The organism is Psychrobacter sp. FME6 (genome assembly GCF_014861365.1).
GTDB lineage: Bacteria > Pseudomonadota > Gammaproteobacteria > Pseudomonadales > Moraxellaceae > Psychrobacter.
The window spans coordinates 12,937-32,269 of sequence record NZ_RRYW01000029.1; the positions used below are offsets into that span (position 1 = coordinate 12,937).

Genomic DNA, 19,333 nt, shown 5'->3' on the forward strand with positions numbered 1-19,333 from the left:
TAGTGAAGTCAGAGCCTGTTCTTACCAGTTAGCACTCAACAACTAGAATCCTCTAGCATTATCACTAGTCGCGGTATAAAAGATATTAAAAGCACTATTAGCGCCAGTTTTTATGACTTTACCATCTACTGTTGCACTGGCTTCGAAATTAACACCACCACCTGCACTTTCACCGCTAGCAATGTTAGGTAAGGTCAAAGAGTGTACGACCACTTTTTTATTGGTAACTGGTATATTTGCTTTGGTTATTTTGGTACCACGTGGTTTGACCACTTCGCCCTCTGCAACGACTGTTGATAAATCGTCATAAATGATATCGAAATTTAATAATTGTGCCTGATCAAGTTTTGCTTGACCATTGACAACAGGGATACCAACAAGAGTTTTGCTGCCACGATGGATCATGCGATTATCGATAACTTTACCATTATCTAGCTTTCTGCCTTCTGCAGCCACTGAGTTAGTTCGAACCATCAACATCACTTTATAGCCTGGTACTGCAACTTTACCTTTTCCATCAAAAATATCAGCGACCAATTCTGGTACATTTTTCGCTTTATTGATGACTACTCGAGCAGAGTTTTCAGAAACGGGATAGTCTTTGCCGTCAATCGTTAAATAACGGGTATCAGCATAGTTACTTTGAGTTTTCATGAGACCCGTGGTGACAGCATTAGAGGTAGATACAGGCGTTGCGCTAGACGATGACATCGTATTTTGACAGCCTGCAACCCCTAAAGATAATAGTGCAATAGATAAAATAGAAACTTTAGACAATAGGTTTTTGCTGAAACATGACTGAGTTGAACGTGACATAATTTAATCTCATAAGAAGGATTTTTGTGAAATACAGAACCACTAGAAAGCAATATTATTGATAACGATTATCATATGCATTATTATTACTATATTGTAACTGATTGTCAATCATTATCAGTGATATAAACTGCATTTGTTAATCCTCTTACAGCTTCAATATAAGCAACGCTATGTCTAAGGCTTTTTTCAATAAATTAAATATAATAAAGGATAAGTATGTCAAGATTTCAGGGAAGCCTTGCAATTATAACGATAACTATGGCAGGAATAATAATGTCACCAAGCTATGCTAAACCTGACTTGACCAAGACAGTAGATATGAGCTTATTGCATGCCAAAGATACCGGGTATCGTTTCGTATATCATACTTTCAGTGCACCTGCACCAGAACTACCCTCCTCTAGCGTAACCAATTTACAGTCAAAAATGCTGCAAGCCTATGCAAAACCTCGCCATTATCAAGTGTGGTTAGCTATTCCTGAGCAGACAACCGATCATCTACTCTCTAACAATTCTGTAAAAACTCCTAGTAAAGTGCTTTATATGCTTGATGGCAATGCGGCTATTGATGATTTAGACAAAGATATCTTACTATCACTGGCTCATTCTTCGACACAGGGCACAGCACCTGTCTTAGTTTTTATAGGTTATCAGAGCCCTTATCGCTTTGATGTCGATGCCAGAGCATATGATTATACTCCACCCTTATTAGCCAACACTACAGATAACAATGCGTTTACAGAAGAAGGTAGAGAGCGATTAAATGGTGGTGCAGAGCAGTTTTATGAGCTGATAGAAAAAGAAATTAAACCGTGGGTATATGAACAGTTGGGCGAGAAACCGAAGCAAGAGGCGATTTGGGGACACTCTTACGGTGGTCTGTTTGTGTTATATAATTTGTTCAAGCATCCTGAAGCTTATCAGCAGTATTTCAGTGCAGATCCATCACTTTGGTGGCAAAATGGAGAGATGATTAACTATTGGCAGGCATATCAAAATCTTCCTAAAGCGCAACTTGCAGATATATCCAATAATAAACACAAACAAATACGACTCACTTTTAGTCACTCTGCAGAGCAAACCACTATGCCAGTAGTAGCGCCTACTCTGATGAGTAAAAAAGAATTCGCCAAGGAAGTCTGTGAGCACTTTGAGGAGCGTTGTAGCTATCAGTTTTACAACCAATCTCATGCAGAGGTATTTACAACCTCTCTATTAGAGAGCTTAAAGAACTTCTAAGATTAAGTCTATTCAAGATTAGTTTATTACCCTGATCTTATCTCCTAGATAAGAAAAACCTCACTAGGTTACCCAAGCAAGGCGGGAGAGAAAGATTGTTATTATATTTATTTTTATTATTATCTTAGTTATTTTTAATAATAGCGAGACGAGATTGATTATATAGAAAGCCAACTATGCTAAATGACTCCTATTTTTCATTGCTATTCATTTACAAAGGCTATTTTGCTCAGCCCTGCTTGACTGGCTGCCGCCAGTACCTGCGCCACCGTATCATATTTGCTGTCTTTATCCGCGCGCAATTGAATAGAAGGGTCTTTGCCTGAAGCACTTTCTTGCTGCAAACGAGTATCTAACTCTTCTATGCTAATAGGATCGCTATCCCAAAAAATACCGGCATCTTTATCAATACTGATTTGGATTGCTTCAGGTGGCTGCTCATTGATTAGCGCACTGGTCTTGGGTAAATCAAGCGGTACTGTTGGGTTCAAAACAGTCGCTGTCAATAAAAAGATAATCATCAATACCAACATGACATCAATAAGTGGAATGAGGTTCATCTCATTCATACTTTGAACGTCATCATCACCTAACTGAAATGCCATAATATTCTCAATTGTGTATCAGTCTTATACAAAATCATAAATTTTTGCTTTGAAAAAAACCATGCAGTTCTATCGTTTACAACAGCTTTATAAATAAAGGCTAGCACTGCTACTGTTGATAAGCTTCTTGTTTATCAGTATGAATACTACTATTGCTATGAGCACTCTTACTACCAGTGACATTAGTGGTTATACCCTGCTTTTCAGCTACATTATGAGGCTCCATTGAAGGTTGCATTGCTGCTAAATCAACAGACTGCGCCAATAAATCATGGGCTCTATCATTGGCATGGTACATTACCCGTCGATTGATACGTACGGCAAGGTTATAAAACACCACTGCTGGAATTGCGACGGCAATACCGAGACCTGTCATAATGAGCGCCTCGCCAACTGGCCCTGCCACTTGTCCAAGTCCTGCTTGCCCACTGGTACCGATATTATGTAACGCGTGAAAAATACCCCACACTGTACCAAATAACCCAATAAATGGTGCGATCGCTGCAGTGGTACCTAAAATAGGTAAGCCGCGTTCGCTAGCAAAACGGTAACGCCCTATATGCTTTAATAATGCTTGCTCAATGACTAATCGACGCATAGCAGCATCAGAGTTAATCACAGCTGAACGCTTCATCTCAACCTGCTGACTCAAATCATCAGCAACACAGGCGGCCAATTTTCGGCTTTGTAATATGCGAATAATACCAGTTACCCAAGAGAGCACCGATAAGACCAATAGCAAGAAAAACAAGCTTTTGGTCACCAAATCGCTGTATTGCCAGTAGCTTGTAAAGTCCATATCACACTCCTTAATATGTTATGCAATCATATGAGTTCGTTGCGAGTACCGCATATCGACTTATCATGAAAAATTATAAATAGTGACGCTTTGAAAATAATGGGCTTGGTAAATAACTAACTTTTACGGCACTGCATAACTGATAGGTAAAGTTACATTACCCACCACTGGTACGCCATTTTTCGTAAAGGGTTTAAATTTACCAGAACGTACTTGTTGCTGAGCTTCTCTATCGAGTGCAGCGTTGCCAGAAGATTGCGCTAAGCTCACATTATCAATGCCGCCTTGCTTATTAACTTGTAATATCAAAACCACCCTAAAGGTTTCGCCTGATTTGGCAGCTCGTCTGGCACGAGCAGGAAAACTAAAACTCGGTGCTGAGGCCCAGTTGGCGTTAGTGGCAGTAAAATTGACGGGGGTATTACTTGCGGCGGCGGCAGCTTGTTGATTGGCTTTCTCACGAGCAGCGGCTTGTGCGGCTTCTCTTGCCGCTTTGGCATCGGATTCGGCTTGCGCTTCACGATCTGCCTTTGCTTTGGCATCTGCCGCTGCCTGAGCCTCTCGCATAGCTTTGGCATGCGCTTGTTGAGTAGCCTTTTCAGCCTGTACTGCCAATATCTTACGTTCGTTATCGGCTGCTAAAGCGCTTGCTTGAGCTGCTGCGTCTGATTCTTGTGATTTTATTGGTTGTTTGATGACAGGCTTGCTATTTACTACCTTTGTTGTCGCAGTAGCTGGTTTAGTATCAACTTGAGGCTTTGGTGTTTCTTTTTTCACAACTGGTTGCACGGCTTTTTTAGGCTCTGGTTTTGCCTCAGGTACGCTAACAGATTGTGGTTTAGGCGCTTTAATAGGTTCGACTTCTGCGGCTGCCGTCACCGGCTCTGCAATTGTCGTAACTTCTGACACCAACTGTATTTCTATAGGTGGCGTTATTTTAAGTGGCTTAATAGTAGTCACAGGGGTTTTGACCATCACCAATGCAATTGCTGTCAGCAAATGTAATGCGACAACACAACCCATAACTGTTGATGTTAATTTAAGTGATGGCACATTGAAACTTGTTGAACCCATAACAGCCTAATAAGTCTATGAAATAAAATTGTAATTATAATGCAAACGATAATTATTATCAATAAATTTCTTTTAAATATTAATTTCCGCTTACAAATTACCCTCTCTACTTTAAATAGGTTGAAGAGGAAGGCAAGCTGTTTTTTAAAAGCTGTCAGAAAGATGAGTACCTCTATTTATGAAAATAACCAATATAAATAATGACAATAATAAATAATGACAATAGTTCTCATTATCATTGATATGTATCACTAACTCCTTTATGATAATCGCTGTTTACTTATCTGACCTTACAAAAAACGAAATAAGCAATAATATTGAAGATTGAAGGCAAAATAAATAGCGAAGAGCACTGTTGTTAATACAGTTATGCAGACTCTTTACTACCCTTCCTATATTTGGCAGTCGTTTGATTAACCAACTTTCTATAACCTGTATAATGAGTTATTTATGTTTACCACTTTACTCTCTACACCAGTACCTGTATTCAAGCGTCTGACCCCTGCCGTCAAATCCGTAGAACCAAACTTGGGAGATTTTAATTACGCAGCTTGACGATAATAATCAAACCACACCTGTCTTGGCGATTTATAGCTCAAGCCCTTTTGAATTCTAGTCTCACTGCGAGCACAGCTCTTGCCTTGCGTCGCTGCAAAGCAGTGCTTTGCTAATCGTTCCTCATGTAGTACAGCTCGATGTATCTAATGACATCGGTAATAGCGGCAAATCTAGTTTTATAATCTCTATGATATACCATCTCATTCTTCAATATGCCCCAGAAGCTTTCTATCGGAGCATTATCAAAGCAATTGCCTTTGCCACTCATTGAGCCTATAAACTGGTGCTGTTTAATGATCTTATGATACGCATGGCTACAGTATTGACTACTGGCTCCTGTCGTCAAATCCATAGATATAAAATTGAGAGGTATCAATTAGTCAAACCATCAACAATCAGCAAAAAATGCAAAACATAACTCATCAGAGCCGAAGATAATTTTGAATTACCCTTCTGCTTCAGCGGACTAATAACCGTTAGTGCATAACCATTATAGGTTCCCAAGCTAGTAAGCTCGCTTTCAAAACTAGGAACTTTTTGTCTAAACTCTTCTATACGTTTGATCTGAGCAGCCTTATTGACAACAGGACGATACGCTTTTTTATTCTTCTCATTAATATAAGGCTCCGACTCAATACAGCTGATATTTACCCGCCAATGTTTACTGGGTAGAATTTGACACATGATTTTTAGATAGCTATAAAACAGCTTTTCTTGCTTAAAGCTAAAGCGAATCTCACTTTTTGAAGTATTGGTTTTCTCATAAAATACCTTAAGCATTTGTTTTATTTCACGCCTACTCGCTTTGGATGTATAAAGCACCTCAAGGTTATCAAAACATTGATACACCAGCGCTTGCTCTTCACGATAATGCAGCGGCGTTGGCGCGATTACAATATGATTGGAGCCTTGTTTACGCCTTTTTGAGATGAGCTTATGATTAAGCGTTCCATCGTCATTTTTTACTAAGCTCAGTGCGCGCTCATAAATCATTAACGCATCATCATACCTAAAGTTTAAACGACTAGCGTCCCCGAGTGTTTGACCATCTTCAAGGTCGCATAAAAGCTTTTCTATCGTCTCACGGCTATATCTACCAAACACGGCTGAAGACTGCTCTTTATCCGTATCGATAATACGGCTAGTTGAGTGAGGTGCTTTTACCTCATAATCAGCAAGCTTTAGTTTCTTACACTCAATCTTACGATTCACATATGATCTGATCTTACTAAGATTGACCTTGTCATCTCTACTCTCTAAAGCAAGCGTATTATGCTGTTTTAGATCCATACGACTGGTGCCAATCAGCTTGTTAACTACATCTAAAGGTAGAGTCAATTTCGCCTGCTGCAATTGATGGCTTGCGATAAGATCAGCAACGTGTATATAAGAACTAAAGGTAGTATTGAGGTCAGCATGACCTGCAAACTCCATGAGAGCATCCCAATGGTTGGTTGAGACACGACGCTTTTTACCTAAAAAGTGGGTTTTAATCTTGACGATTTGCATCTCATCATAACCTGTAAATTGCTGAGCAAATGTAGGATTGCATCTGAGTATGAGCGCCATATTAGATATTACATTATGGCGAAAGCTGTGCATGGTTAGATCATGATAAGCGGTGTTTTCTAGTATGCGTTTTAGTGGCTGCTCAATACTATGACGAGACAATGGAGAGGACTGATATGCCAAAGTAAATAAGTAGCGAGAAGACTGATTCTCTTTTAGATGAAAGAGTTTTTTAAACATCTCTATTTCTTTTGGCAAGAGTAGTAGGGATAAACAAATTCGCCGGGTACCATCATCTGATTTCAAGTCACGATGGGCATTTGAGCGAACAATAACGTTGTATTCCTTAAATCCTTGATTGTCGTATTCAATATCTTTAACTTGTAGCCCTAATATCTCGCTGATACGCATGCCGGTACGGTATAGCAATATTGTGACGATACTAAGTGCTTGCTTATAGTAATCACTCAGCCTCTCTTGCTCAGCGATACAATTAAGAATATTGTGATAAACCTGATTAGGTATGAGATAACTGGATACTATCTGTGGATCACCGCCACCTCTAATGTCGATATCAGGCGCTTGGTAATACCTTTTCAAAGAGTGATGCAGTGAGCAGATAACCGTTTTAGTAAACCCTAATTTATTTGGGTTCTTCTCAGCAATGATTTCGTTATATAGATAGTGGTAGTCATGCTTTGAGCATTGCATGAAATCAGTTGTACGCGTCCCTGCAATGAAGCCATTACCAATCTCAGACAAGTATCGTTTTAAAGTATTGATTTTATTACCACTGGTGAGTAAATCTAGCATCCATCTCACCAGTCGTTCTTGATTTGGATATAGGTTTTGGGTCAATAGACTTTCTAACTGTGATTCAACTTGTCTTTTATCATTATTGAGTATGCTGCGTATTTCTTTAACCGCATCGGACCTAAATCTTTCAACCTTCACACCAACAAGTGAGTCCTTAGCACTATTACTAGATTCAATGACTAATTTACTAACGTGTTCATCTGATAAAATAGCATTGGGCGTTTTAATACTTTGAAAGTATCTAATCCACTGGTCTATTGGCATTGAGGTTTGCTTTTGCTGACCTATTAGTACTTGCACCAGTTGAATGTCTAAATACACTTCTGGCATAGTCTGCCAATAGATGGCAATGTGCCGTAAGTAGCTAGACTTATGGATGGAATTAACCGTAAAATTTTCTCCAATATACTCCCCTAGTCTTCTGACTACTTGATGATATTTAGGAAACTCGTTTTGCACTTGATACTGGCATTGTAGTTTGAGCAGCCATAAGCGACTGATATCATCTATGATGATCAGGCGTGTGTGATACACTTCATCTAAATCGTTTTCTGTAGTAACAAGCTCATTGCCATAGTCGGATGATAGTAGCCTGATCGGCATGACCAGCATGTCATCAGTCATCTGATAGATAGGCTTTTTTTGCTCTAAATGCTCGTAAACCTTTTTGAGTAACTTTTCATCGTTATATCCTGCAAAACTAATGAGTGAGAATAAAAACCAGCTGACGCTATCAAGTAATGAAAAGGTATTTTTCTGCTGCCACTTATCAAACGCTTGTGCGACAATACTCTGGGCTGTAGATAAATATAGAAACGTCTCAAAATCATTGATATTTTTAGGACGCTGCGGACGTACCGCAATTATTGGCTTTGGTAGTAACGGCAGCTGTCTTTTTTTACGCGCATCATTAATTCTATCAAAAAAGCGCTTGCGCTCGAATAATGCAAATGGGATAAGATACGCTGAAACGCACTTTTCAATCTCGTCATAAAGCGCTTCATATAAACCGTATATCTGCTTGTCTGTTATTACCTCTGACGATTGATACTCTTTAATAAAAGCATCCCAAGCGTTTTGACACAGCTCTTTTGTATGCTGTAATGCCTGCTTGCGCCGATCTTGCGCTTGTTCTGAGCGCCTCAAGTGACCATGTAGACTATCCGGCTGCATCTTTGTCATAAGATAACCTGCTCTAATTCCAGCTCTATTGCCAACTGCTGGTAAGGTTTTTTAGCGTCTAATATATGCCCTATAGACAGTGCTGAGTTTTTTCGCCACGCTTCTTGCCCCATCATTTCATGACCAAAAACTGCCAAAATGACAGCTTCATCTACTCCCCGTTCATGTAAAAACCGTTGTCCCACATGGCGTGTCCAATCTGGCTTAAAGCGAAAATGAGTATCTAACTCTTGAATAATAATAGCTGGTCTAAGCGCATGAAATCTGCCTTTCTTATCTATAAAGTTGAGTAGCGGCCTTTGGTAATCAAAAACCTTACTCACCTCTATACTAATGTTAGTATCTAAGCGTCCATAACGCCGAGCAAAGCTTCTTAAGTAACGTAAGAAGTTTTGAATAGCTTCCTGTAGAAATGCACAAATAGGCACTAAGCGCTGACTACTCGCTGTCGCCCGCTCCTCCTTATCAGAAATCCACATGATACCGGCTTGCAAGTTTATTTGGCTGAGATAACCTGGTGCGCCTTCTACCGCTCTTATTGAAGTCAGCAAAAGACACACATGCCATAACCATAAGTTATAAAAATTAAACTTTTCCCTATAGTTGTTAGTAGTTACTACCTTTTGCTGTAGGTAACTCATGAATTGCTTCACTATTGGATAGTCAGGGCTGTTTTGACTACCTATAGCCTCATCATTTGGTGCGACCTTGGATAGATAATCAACCAAGCTAGATTTGTTTTTATAACAGCGGTCAGTGAGAATCTTAATCGCATTATAGTAAACCTCTTCTACCTCTTTAATCTCATGCGAGCTATACCAAGTATCTGCTCTTTTTTTACTGTTGCGTGAGGTGATGATAGTAGCCAGTTGAGTGCTACTGACTTGATAAATTAAAATGGTGTAAAGTGACTTTTTAATCCGACCCAAACTAATCAGCGGTAACTGTAGCGATACTCGTAGCTCAGCAATAACTTCATTAACCAACGCTGAATCTGGGTATCCTTTATAGGTTAAAAAAACCCCCAAAGCTTCAGGTAATGGTAGTTTGAACTGTGTTAGCCGATTAGCAATAACAGACTCTACCCCTACCGTTCTAATGCGCAGCGGCGTAATATCTAAATTGATAATGAATTCGTACCTTGTCCTGCGATTACTGATATCAGTGATTTTTTTATAATTGTTATTGATATCTTCAGCAAGTCTAGCGACTGAATGACCGGTGTATAAAGCAAGCAGCAAATAAACAATCGCGCGCTTTTTGTCCCTATCGCCTCCACCATCTTTGCAATCGTCAAACCATTGCCACAGCTTAGCGGTTATGTTTTGAATAGTAATGAGCGATAACTGACGAATATTGCTGCTTACAAATCGCTCATTCTTATTAGCATGAGCATACTTCGCCCTTGTTCTTCGAGACATCTGATTGTATGAGAACTTTTCATGATCCGCTAACTTTGTCTGATCGAGATGAAAAAAATCAGGGACCGGATCATCTAAACGTTCACGATAAATATCGTTATTATTTTTTGTTTGCTCAAAGCTTGTGACTGATATTAGCTCATCCGCATCATCATCGACGTCTGTGTGCATGACGTGCTGGATACTAGGTTTATCAATTCTGCTTCTTTTGGTCTGTTTTCTGCCGGAGGAAGTGCGCGTTATGCTATCTCTATTATTAAACGCAAAATCAATGGTTCGATATATTTTGATAAATGATTTGAGATTAGGGTCATTCGTATTCTCAAGTTCGATTCGATAACTCTCAAACCTCTCATAGGTAGTCTGTAAGCTATCAGCTTGTAGCATCAAGTAACAGTGATCCCAAAGACTGTGATTACCACTATTTGGATTCATCCATTTTCTAGCTTCAGCAGTAGTCTCACTAATACGATTAGGTAGTTCATTCTGAGCAAAATAGATAAGCAGATGGCATAATTTTGCGACCCACAGCCATTCTTCACTTGGATTGTTGATATCAAGGTTTGGTAGATGATAGGTACTGGCGATAAAGGCTCGAGTGAGATTTTCGGGCTTAGTCAACTTACGATCATAGGATTGGTATATTTTTTTAAGATACGCTGAAGTCAAAGCTTTTGACTGTTCCGCTTCTACGTTGATGTCCATAAAGGCATTCGAGACTAAACTAGCGACGGTTATAAAGAAATGACGGACATCAGTAGTATAGATGTCCTTAGTATCTGGTATCAGCGTCTCTACGTTATTAATTATTATCATAGCGAACCTCACCAATTAGTTCAGAGAAAGATGGTATTTTCTTGGACTGCTGATTACGGTATAGACTGGTTTGGTAGTCATAATGATGACGCTTGAGACCTTTAATATCTAGAATGTGCTGTATGGTCAGAGGTTTATTAAATAGCGCTTGTTGCACTTGAGTAGGCATATCACTTTTTATAGCCTCAAATATTTTTGGGTCAATAGGATCTACATTGGTAAACTCGTTCATCAGACAAGACCAAGCACGTCGCTCAATTTCTGCTTTAGAAGGGTTTACTCTTCTAATTGAGATTTCAGTGCCGTCCATTAGCAAACCTACTTCTCTAAAACCTTCAAAAAAATAATACCGCTCGTCTATCTCAACGACTTCTAATAATAGTGTTCTATCTGAGAAAAACGCATTAACCTCAGCTTCGAACAATTCGCAGAATATCTGATAAGGTTTACCGGCACATTCGTGCACTACCAAATTGTTTTTTATGGCAATGCTTTTGACGCTTCGCCTCACTACTTTTTTGGTACTCTTCGCCATGATCAATGACCTATATATCAGAGGTATATCCCATACAAAATTATTCACCCACGATAGGGTAGGCATGCTAAAATATCTTTGGTTGGTGTCATAATACCACACTAAACTAGTGACCAAAAATATGTTTAATACGCCAATCTACTTACTATTTGAAAATAATTAAGTATAATAAAAATCTTGAAACCTTTTAGAATAAAGGTTTACAGACTAATACAATCTAATATCATTTTGGTTTACGCCCTTGCCAAGGTTGGGGTTTCATACTTACTCCTGTTTGTTGTTTTTTATATTTCTTTATTCAAACTATCCAAGGCAGCAATTACTTTTTTTATAGTATAAGAGGATTAAAGTAACTAATTCCATTTCATCAATTATGTTAATGGATGGCACGCCCTAAGGCAATGACAGTACCCTTTTATGTTGTTATTCATCTTATCTTGCCGATAATCGACTATTTTGACTATGTGTTGCAAAGTGGGCTACAAGTGGTACAGTAGAGCTATGCAGGCCATCGCTTTAATATCATAGCTTCAAGATAAGTTACGACAGAAACTTTGATTTTGTAAAAGGAGTTCACTACTGATGAGTAAATCTAAACAGGCGTCCATTCATATTCGTTGTGATTACGATTTAGCCAATGAATTTAAGCAAGTAGTCGAGCAAAATGGCTACAGCAAGTCACTTGTTCTACGCGAGTTGATGCAAGATTATATTAACACCTCTAAAAACCACAGTATGCAATCCGAACAAGACGTGATAAGACAGGTTCTAAAAAAAGACGATACAATTAAAGCAGCGCCTTTAAAAGATATGACAACCGATGAGCTGTTGAAGCTAGCTATAAGAATGGCTGAAAAACATATATAACTTAGCTACTTATACCCTACTTATCTATCTGATAGTCGAAGACAAGGTTGTAGCTAAAAAACACCGAAACCCATGTTTTTTGATTTCCACCGTCAGGCTACGTACTTAAAACTTCCCAAATATCACCCAAGTTTTAATATCTGCAGGTTCGACAGCATTTCTCAGTTGCCTTGACAACCCTCATAGAGATGGCGATACTCTGTTCCGGGAGTACGAAGCCAGGAAGCTTAGAACCCTTACAAAAGTACTGTCTACAGCTTATTAAGTATGTTCATATGACAACAGCTGTAGTGGTTACTTTAGTTGAATATTGAAATAAAAATAATACTTATTAATGGAAAAGGAAAAATAATGGACGCTCAGTTAACCGATTTTGATAAAGAAATGATAAAAAGATCTATTGATCTTGCGATTGCCAACGTAGAAAAAGGCGGTGAACCTTTTGGCGCAGTTTTGACAAAAGGCCAAGAAGTGATTACTGAAGCGGTCAATGAAGCTTATATAGATCAAGACCCTACAGCGCATGCAGAAATGCAAGCCATTCGCCAATCTGGAGAAACTCTGAATCTTCCACGTGACTCTGACATTACTATGTATGCGAGCGGCAAGCCTTGTGGTATGTGTATGGCAGCCATGTTACAAGTTAAAATATCACGTGTAATATTCGCAGCAGATGAAGCGTTAGGCGATGCCTATGGGTGGGGTACAACACCTCTATATGAAAGCTTGAAGAAAGACTTTGGACAGCAAGGTATTGAGGTTATAAATTGTCCAGACCCTAAAAGTAAAGACGCGTTTGAAGCCTACGAGAAAAAGAATAAGACCTAAAAGAATAAGGCCTAGATGGTAAGTTTATTAGGAGACGCTGGATTTAACTATACTATAGCTGATTCACTTTAAAACTGATACGAGTGCTACTGGAGTAAATTTTTCGCCGCCTCTGTCACGCCTGCGAACAGCAAGCAAGAAAAATTAGCACCAGTAGCACGGGATTATTGACGTGTCGATTTTATTTAGAACTGACTATATCTTTATGTCGTCTTGCATTTCAATGAGCCAGATACCCTTGTGTAGCTGGCTTTTTTATTAAAAGAATAATACTGGTTTAGCTATTAGATCCAACCCGGCTCCAAAAGGTGCTCGGTGTTACTCATTTTAAATTCATGATATAAGTCAAAAAATACTGCTGGGTCTTCAACATTGTCAAGCAACTCGCGTTTATTGAGCGCCACAAACATTGCCAGCGCATACGCAGCACAATGGATAGATTTTTTTGGATTAAACTCACGATCTGTAAAGGCCTGATATTGCATGACCTCCTCATGCAGATGCGGGTTTTGCTTTAGGGCATTCACATACAGCCAGTCATAAAATGTAGTCAATGGCTCTACGCTCCACTCCATGCCAAAGTAGTCATAGCCAATCAGTTCCCCCGAGGTTATTAAACGCTCGTCCTTTTTGGCTTGTCTTGGCGGCGCGGTTAGCAAGTCAGTATAGGGGCCACCGTCCTCAAAAACCATACTGCTTTGAAAGGCATTTTCGACACTATACTGCTTGCCATCATGCTCATTCGTGAGCTTTAAGCTCGATGGACTGAGCGGAAAACTCAATTTATTGCCAGATTTACTAGATAGCTCTAAGACATGACTAAAGCCATACTTTTTGCGAATAACTTGATGCATATCATTGATGGATTTTTTCTTTTGTCTACTCGCGAACCCCACATGCCGCTCAAATCTAACCATGTCCGTTTTTACCAAATTGTCACTATTGACTCTAGGCATTAATACCGGTCTGTGCTCTACAGCATCTTGTCTTTGATCCACAGAGTTCTGTGTTTGTTGCATAGCAATGTGCCTTATATCAATCGTCTTGTATAAATGTTCTTTTATAGCAGGTCTTTTATAGCTGTTTTTTACAACTACTCTGGCATAAACAGTATTTTAAGATAACTGTCGTTCGAAATTAGGGCATGCCCTAATTTCTTGCTGACTACTCAGCAGCATCCAATAATTTGTTAAGCTCGTCCACCATGGCATCATCTATGATGTTGTCTTCCACATAGCTGACTATCTCATCTATGGTGGTCAAATCCATTTCTCGAATATCTAAGTGAGCTAATTGCTTATTAATAGAGTCTAAACTGTCATTGTCTTCAGAGTCATCTAATAGACTTTCTTCGAATCGTCCCCTGACGAACCAGTACATTTTTTCTAGCACGGTTTCTTTTTTGGTCAAAGTAGAATAACCGTCACCATAAATAAATAAGTTGAAATGGTAAGGCATCTCTACCTCATTAATAAAAAAAGTACGCTGGCATTCTAGTGTATAGGCTTTAATGTCTTTATCTTCAACGGCTTCTTCATCTTTATCGTCTTCATCATATTCAATCGCCTCCTCTACCAATTCACCTAGTATTTGATAGCCCCCTACTTTAATCTTATGATTATAAATGATAGAGGAATCGGCGATTGCGTCAAAGATAATGGCACTGACATCTAACGTATGATTGTCAATATCATAGAAGCTCTTTAAAGCGGGTAAAAATTCAGTCAGCTTTTCTTCAGGTACTTGAATGAGGAACTGCTGCTCATATATTTTAATCATATCTTCAGGCGCATAGGTATTGGCAGTATCAGTCTCGTTTCTACCGGTAGGCTGCAAAGGTAAAAAATTATACGGGTTAGTATTGGTCATTCAGGACGGCCTTTTATTTGGATTAACTTTGATGGGCGTATTGTCTCTTATTCAGCTAATTTTAGATATACAGCGCATAGATTATTACCCTTATATATTGATATACCTATTTACCTAATAATTGCAGACAACGTTGAATGACCGGTGCATCTATCATATTACCTTCTACTTTAAATACTGCCTTTCCAGTTCTTTCGTACTCTGCTATAACACGTTTTGCAAAATCAATCTCGGCGTCTAAAGGCCTGAGGGACTCTTTGACGGTGGCGACTTGTTTAGGATGGATACAGAGCATGCCTGACATGCCCATTTGTGACCACAACTGTACGCGCTGACTAAGGCCTTCGCTGTCATTAAATTCTGGATAGACCGTGTCGATAGGCGCCGATAATTGATGTACTTTTGAGCTAATAAGTAACTGATAGCGAATTTGATTGGCGATAATATCCGCCGCTGCCGTACCTACTTGTACCTGCAAATCATTGCAAAGATCCAGAAATCCATAACTAAAAGCGACCAACCCTGAAGCGCTGGCCATGTTATCAAGGTTATACAAGCCAACAGCGCTTTCGACTAACGCTATTACTGATAAGCCACTGAGATGATGAATATATTCAATATCTGCAGCCTGCTCTGCTTTAGGCAGTATTATCCCAGCAAGATTGGGCAGCTGCTCGCATAGTTTTATATCTTCAGCATAGTCTGTGCTACCAGCTTGATTGATGCGTATCCAGACCGGTTGATATTCGCTGCTGAGATAATATTCTCGTAATGCGTCGCGAGCCTGTGCCTTGTCGGCTTGAGCAATAGTATCCTCTAAATCGACAATCACCGCATCTGCGCCACTAGCGAATGCTTTTGTGACTCGTTCCATTCTCGTGGCAGGGACAAATAACCAAGTATGAATATTGCTCAAACCAACCGTCAAAGCAGTGGTGTCTTTATCAATAGAGGTTTGCATGCTTTGTTCCTTAAGTATGGTGATAGTCAATACTAAATAAAATAGGTACGTTACCTTATAGACTGAGACTGGTATAAATTTTTCTGGCTTACTGTACCTATGCCGTTTCGATGCTGCAAAAATTTTATACCAGCCCCACTGTATCGTTTTTACCTTGAACTGACTATATTCAGATAGTCAGTTCAAGGTAAAGTAAGGTTAAATATTATAACGCACTATGGGTATAAGTTTTCCTTACTTGATGTTAGCAAGCGCGACGGAGGCTGCGAAAAGTTTACTCCTGATAGCACTCGTATCGGCTTTAAAGTGAATCAACTATATCCATGGCACTAGGGCATGTCCTCAATCTGAACGAAATCAACTAAATGGGTTAAAATGAGGACACGCCCTAAAATATAGCACTCAACCGTAAAATTCTTGCTATGGTAGAGAGCGGAATTGAGGGAATTTACAGATTCAACATTACTTCTATTTTTTTACCCACTAATTTGATGAGAAGGTTAAGGATGACTATAGATAACGACGTATTACGTGAGCGCATCAGCTTATTAGGATCATTTCTAGGGGATGCGATTTCTCGCCAGACTGGTGAACAGACGCTCGAGACGATTGAAACCCTGCGCAAAGGTTTTATTCAACAACGACGCGCGCCTAACGAAGCGAACCAGCAACAACTCATCGACTTCATAGCCTCGTTAGACAATCAAACCTTAAAAAATGTCATCCGCAGCTTTTCTATCTATTTCTTCTTAGCCAATCTCAGTGAAGAAAATTACTTACGCGAGCAGCGTCAAGCCTTACGTATGCAATCGGAGCACAGCTGGGAAGGATCGTTTCGCCGTACTTTACTGGAGTGTCGTGAACGCAATATTGAACCTGCCCAAATGCAAGAGCTGATTGATCAGCTGAAATTTATCCCAGTATTTACCGCCCACCCGACCGAAGCACGTCGCCGTACGACCATGAATCTATTGCAAAGCCTATTTACGCATAGCGATGCCTTAAACAATCTTTCTGAAAACAGTTTCGCCTACGAGCAAGCGAAAGAAAAAACGGCACAAACGATTGATTTATTATGGTCATCGGATGAAGTACGTACGCGTAAGCCTCTAGTCTATGACGAGATAAATAATGGTCTGCACTATTTCAATGCCAGTTTATTTAGCGCCATCCCAAAGGTTTATCGCAATATTAAAGACGCCATTGTTGATATCTATCCAGAGTTAACAGATTACCCATTACCGGCGTTCATGAGCTTTGGTTCTTGGATCGGTGGCGATAGAGACGGTAATCCCTTTGTCACTCATGACACCACAGAAATGGCCGTATTAATGCATGCCAATGCCGTTTTGCGGCACTATCAAGTCTTGCTCAAGAAACTGCGCCGTGAACTGATTCATAGCGATACCATTATTGAAATTGCACCAGACGTTTATGCTCGTATAAAGAAATACGCCGGTCTCGATCAAAAAGTATTCCATTATAACCCTGACGATTACAACAATGAGCCGTACCGAAGGCTGTTATCGATTATCCTGGCCAAAATAAAAGCGACTAATAGCCATATTCAAAGCAAAGGTACAGATCTTGAAGCTGCCCAAGATGCTTATCCCAACCCACAACAGCTATTAGAAGATTTACGCATCATCCGAAAAAGCGTCAATACTCATGACAAAGCACATGGCGAAGGCTTATTGCTCGATATGATTCGTCTGGTCAAAACTTGCGGCTTTCATTTAGCAGCGCTCGATATTCGTCAAGAGTCGTCTTATCATAGTGAAGTGATAGCCGATATTTTCGCCAATGCCTCAAATTTACCAGACTATCACGCCCTCACTGAAACCGAGCGCCAACAGTGGCTGACGCGTTTGCTTGAAAAGCCGGGCACACCGCTTATTTATACCGATAACTTAACCGATAAAACACGCGAACAATTGGCCTTGATGAACTCTGTGGCCACATTACGTAAACTGGTCGGACAAGATACTTTCGGCAGTTATGTTATTTCGATGACCAATAATGCCAGTCAATTATTGGAAGTTTTACTATTAATGCGTTTTGCAGGCTTATGCAAGATTGATGATAAGGGGCAACTGTCTGCTGACTTACCAGTAGCTCCCTTGTTTGAAACCATCGAAGACCTTAAAAATATCGATAAAATTTTACCTGCCGTGTTGGACAATCCACTGTATCGCGGGTTGCTTGCGCACTCAGATAACACCCAAGAAATCATGTTAGGTTATTCAGATTCATCAAAAGATGGCGGCATTATTACCTCTGCATGGCAGCTGTATAGCGCCCAGCAAACCATTAACCATATCGCTGCTGAATATGGCATCAAAACCCGCTTGTTCCATGGTCGCGGTGGCTCTGTCAGTCGTGGTGGCGGCTCAACACATAACGCGATTGCCGCGCAACCTGCCGGTACACTGCACGGACAAATCAAAGTCACCGAGCAAGGCGAAGTCCTTTATGCCAAATATGCCAACACTGATACGGCGGTGTTTGAGCTAACCATGGGCATTACCGGTACGCTTAAAGCTTGCTCCTCAAGATTCGTGGTGCAACCGCCTGAATTGCCAAATTATGAAGCGCTCTTTGCGCGTTTAGCAGATGCAGGTGAGCAGCGTTATCGTCAGCTGACTGACCACACCGAAGGATTTTACCCATTCTACTCCCAAGCGACTCCTGTGGCAGAAATCTCTTTATTAAATATTGGTTCACGTCCAGCACACCGTAACAAAGGTTTGCCAAGTAAGACGACTTTGCGCGCAATTCCTTGGGTATTTGGCTGGTCATTAGCACGCTTTACACTGCCTGCTTGGTATGGCGTCGGTAGTGCTTTACATAGTGTCAAAAAAGACGAAGCCCTGATGAAAGAGATGAATGACTGCTGGCCGTTTTTTAATGTGTTTATTAGCAATATTGAAATGGCGTTTACCAAATCTGAGATGAGTATTGCTCAGGCTTATAGCCAGTTATGTGACGATGAGGCTTTACGTGAACAGATTATGAGCGCGGTAATCGATGAACACCAACTGACCTGTTCAGGTTTAAATTCTTTGCTTAACCAGACATCGTTATTGGCGCACCAGCAGAACCTTGCTGCTTCCCTTGAATGGCGCGACGCTTATTTAGATCCGATTAATTACATCCAAATCGAGCTACTAAAACGTGCCAGGCAAAAAGATGCGACAGGTGACGTTAACCATGGTGATCTTGCCGTTGAAGATCCATTAATACGTAGTATCAATGCGTTGGCAGCAGGGCTGCGTAATACAGGTTAAAGTAATGAACCGTGCAATATTATCGTTTAAGCTAAATGATAATGATAAAACCGCCAAACACTAAACAGTGTTTGGCGGTCTTATAAACAGAAAGGCTCTGTTTTAATAGTGTGTTGATATAACTTATTGATAAATGATATAATGACTC

Annotated in this window: 14 protein-coding genes and 1 pseudogene; 4 read left to right on the forward strand and 11 right to left on the reverse strand. The window is 40.0% G+C overall.

Annotated elements, in window-relative coordinates; translation table 11 throughout:
• Nucleotides 1-42 precede the first annotated feature (42 nt).
• Entirely contained in the window at nucleotides 43-816 is a 774-nt protein-coding gene (locus EI162_RS06080; protein ID WP_192523514.1) for a hypothetical protein, read from the reverse strand.
• Between the two features lie 261 nt (nucleotides 817-1,077).
• Between EI162_RS06080 and EI162_RS06085 the strand changes: the two genes are divergently transcribed.
• Complete coding sequence (locus tag EI162_RS06085; RefSeq protein WP_192523515.1) at nucleotides 1,078-2,058, forward strand: alpha/beta hydrolase; 981 nt, start codon at nucleotides 1,078-1,080, stop codon at nucleotides 2,056-2,058.
• Nucleotides 2,059-2,261: 203 nt separating this feature from the next.
• Here the strand turns inward: EI162_RS06085 and EI162_RS06090 are convergent, their stop codons facing one another.
• From EI162_RS06090 to EI162_RS06120, 7 genes and pseudogenes are all read right to left on the reverse strand, one after another.
• Entirely contained in the window at nucleotides 2,262-2,663 is a 402-nt protein-coding gene (locus tag EI162_RS06090; protein WP_192523516.1) for an ExbD/TolR family protein, read from the reverse strand.
• Nucleotides 2,664-2,772: 109 nt separating this feature from the next.
• Nucleotides 2,773-3,462 (reverse strand): MotA/TolQ/ExbB proton channel family protein, encoded by a 690-nt coding sequence (locus tag EI162_RS06095; RefSeq protein WP_192523517.1) that lies wholly within the window; start codon nucleotides 3,460-3,462, stop codon nucleotides 2,773-2,775.
• Nucleotides 3,463-3,585: 123 nt separating this feature from the next.
• The gene (locus tag EI162_RS06100; protein WP_192523518.1) at nucleotides 3,586-4,536 is read right to left on the reverse strand and encodes a TonB family protein; all 951 of its coding nucleotides are present in this window, start codon (nucleotides 4,534-4,536) and stop codon (nucleotides 3,586-3,588) included.
• A gap of 542 nt (nucleotides 4,537-5,078) precedes the next feature.
• Nucleotides 5,079-5,422, reverse strand: a pseudogene (locus tag EI162_RS06105) (IS3 family transposase); the annotation flags it as partial.
• Nucleotides 5,423-5,466: 44 nt separating this feature from the next.
• Entirely contained in the window at nucleotides 5,467-8,601 is a 3,135-nt protein-coding gene (locus EI162_RS06110; RefSeq protein ID WP_192523519.1) for a site-specific integrase, read from the reverse strand.
• On the reverse strand, nucleotides 8,598-10,838 hold the full coding sequence (locus tag EI162_RS06115) for a hypothetical protein (protein WP_192523520.1): 2,241 nt from the start codon (nucleotides 10,836-10,838) through the stop codon (nucleotides 8,598-8,600). The genes EI162_RS06110 and EI162_RS06115 overlap by 4 nt, the downstream gene beginning before the upstream one ends.
• Nucleotides 10,825-11,373 carry a hypothetical protein gene (locus EI162_RS06120; protein ID WP_192523521.1) on the reverse strand — a complete coding sequence of 183 codons (549 nt, stop codon included), beginning with the start codon at nucleotides 11,371-11,373 and terminating at the stop codon, nucleotides 10,825-10,827. The genes EI162_RS06115 and EI162_RS06120 overlap by 14 nt, the downstream gene beginning before the upstream one ends.
• 582 nt (nucleotides 11,374-11,955) lie before the next feature.
• Here EI162_RS06120 and EI162_RS06125 point away from each other — a divergent pair.
• The gene (locus EI162_RS06125) at nucleotides 11,956-12,240 is read left to right on the forward strand and encodes a hypothetical protein (RefSeq protein ID WP_192523522.1); all 285 of its coding nucleotides are present in this window, start codon (nucleotides 11,956-11,958) and stop codon (nucleotides 12,238-12,240) included.
• Between the two features lie 303 nt (nucleotides 12,241-12,543).
• Entirely contained in the window at nucleotides 12,544-13,068 is a 525-nt protein-coding gene (locus tag EI162_RS06130) for a nucleoside deaminase (RefSeq protein ID WP_192523523.1), read from the forward strand.
• A 284-nt stretch (nucleotides 13,069-13,352) separates the two neighbouring features.
• On the opposite strand, the gene EI162_RS06135 is transcribed toward EI162_RS06130, so the two are convergent.
• From EI162_RS06135 to EI162_RS06145, 3 genes are all read right to left on the reverse strand, one after another.
• Nucleotides 13,353-14,087 (reverse strand): DUF6977 family protein, encoded by a 735-nt coding sequence (locus tag EI162_RS06135; protein ID WP_225736912.1) that lies wholly within the window; start codon nucleotides 14,085-14,087, stop codon nucleotides 13,353-13,355.
• Between the two features lie 145 nt (nucleotides 14,088-14,232).
• The gene (locus tag EI162_RS06140; RefSeq protein ID WP_192523524.1) at nucleotides 14,233-14,937 is read right to left on the reverse strand and encodes a hypothetical protein; all 705 of its coding nucleotides are present in this window, start codon (nucleotides 14,935-14,937) and stop codon (nucleotides 14,233-14,235) included.
• 106 nt (nucleotides 14,938-15,043) lie between these two features.
• Complete coding sequence (locus tag EI162_RS06145) at nucleotides 15,044-15,898, reverse strand: HpcH/HpaI aldolase/citrate lyase family protein (protein WP_192523525.1); 855 nt, start codon at nucleotides 15,896-15,898, stop codon at nucleotides 15,044-15,046.
• Nucleotides 15,899-16,404: 506 nt separating this feature from the next.
• Between EI162_RS06145 and ppc the strand changes: the two genes are divergently transcribed.
• Nucleotides 16,405-19,185, forward strand: coding sequence for a phosphoenolpyruvate carboxylase (gene ppc, locus EI162_RS06150; RefSeq protein WP_192523526.1), 2,781 nt, complete (start codon nucleotides 16,405-16,407; stop codon nucleotides 19,183-19,185).
• Nucleotides 19,186-19,333 lie beyond the last annotated feature (148 nt).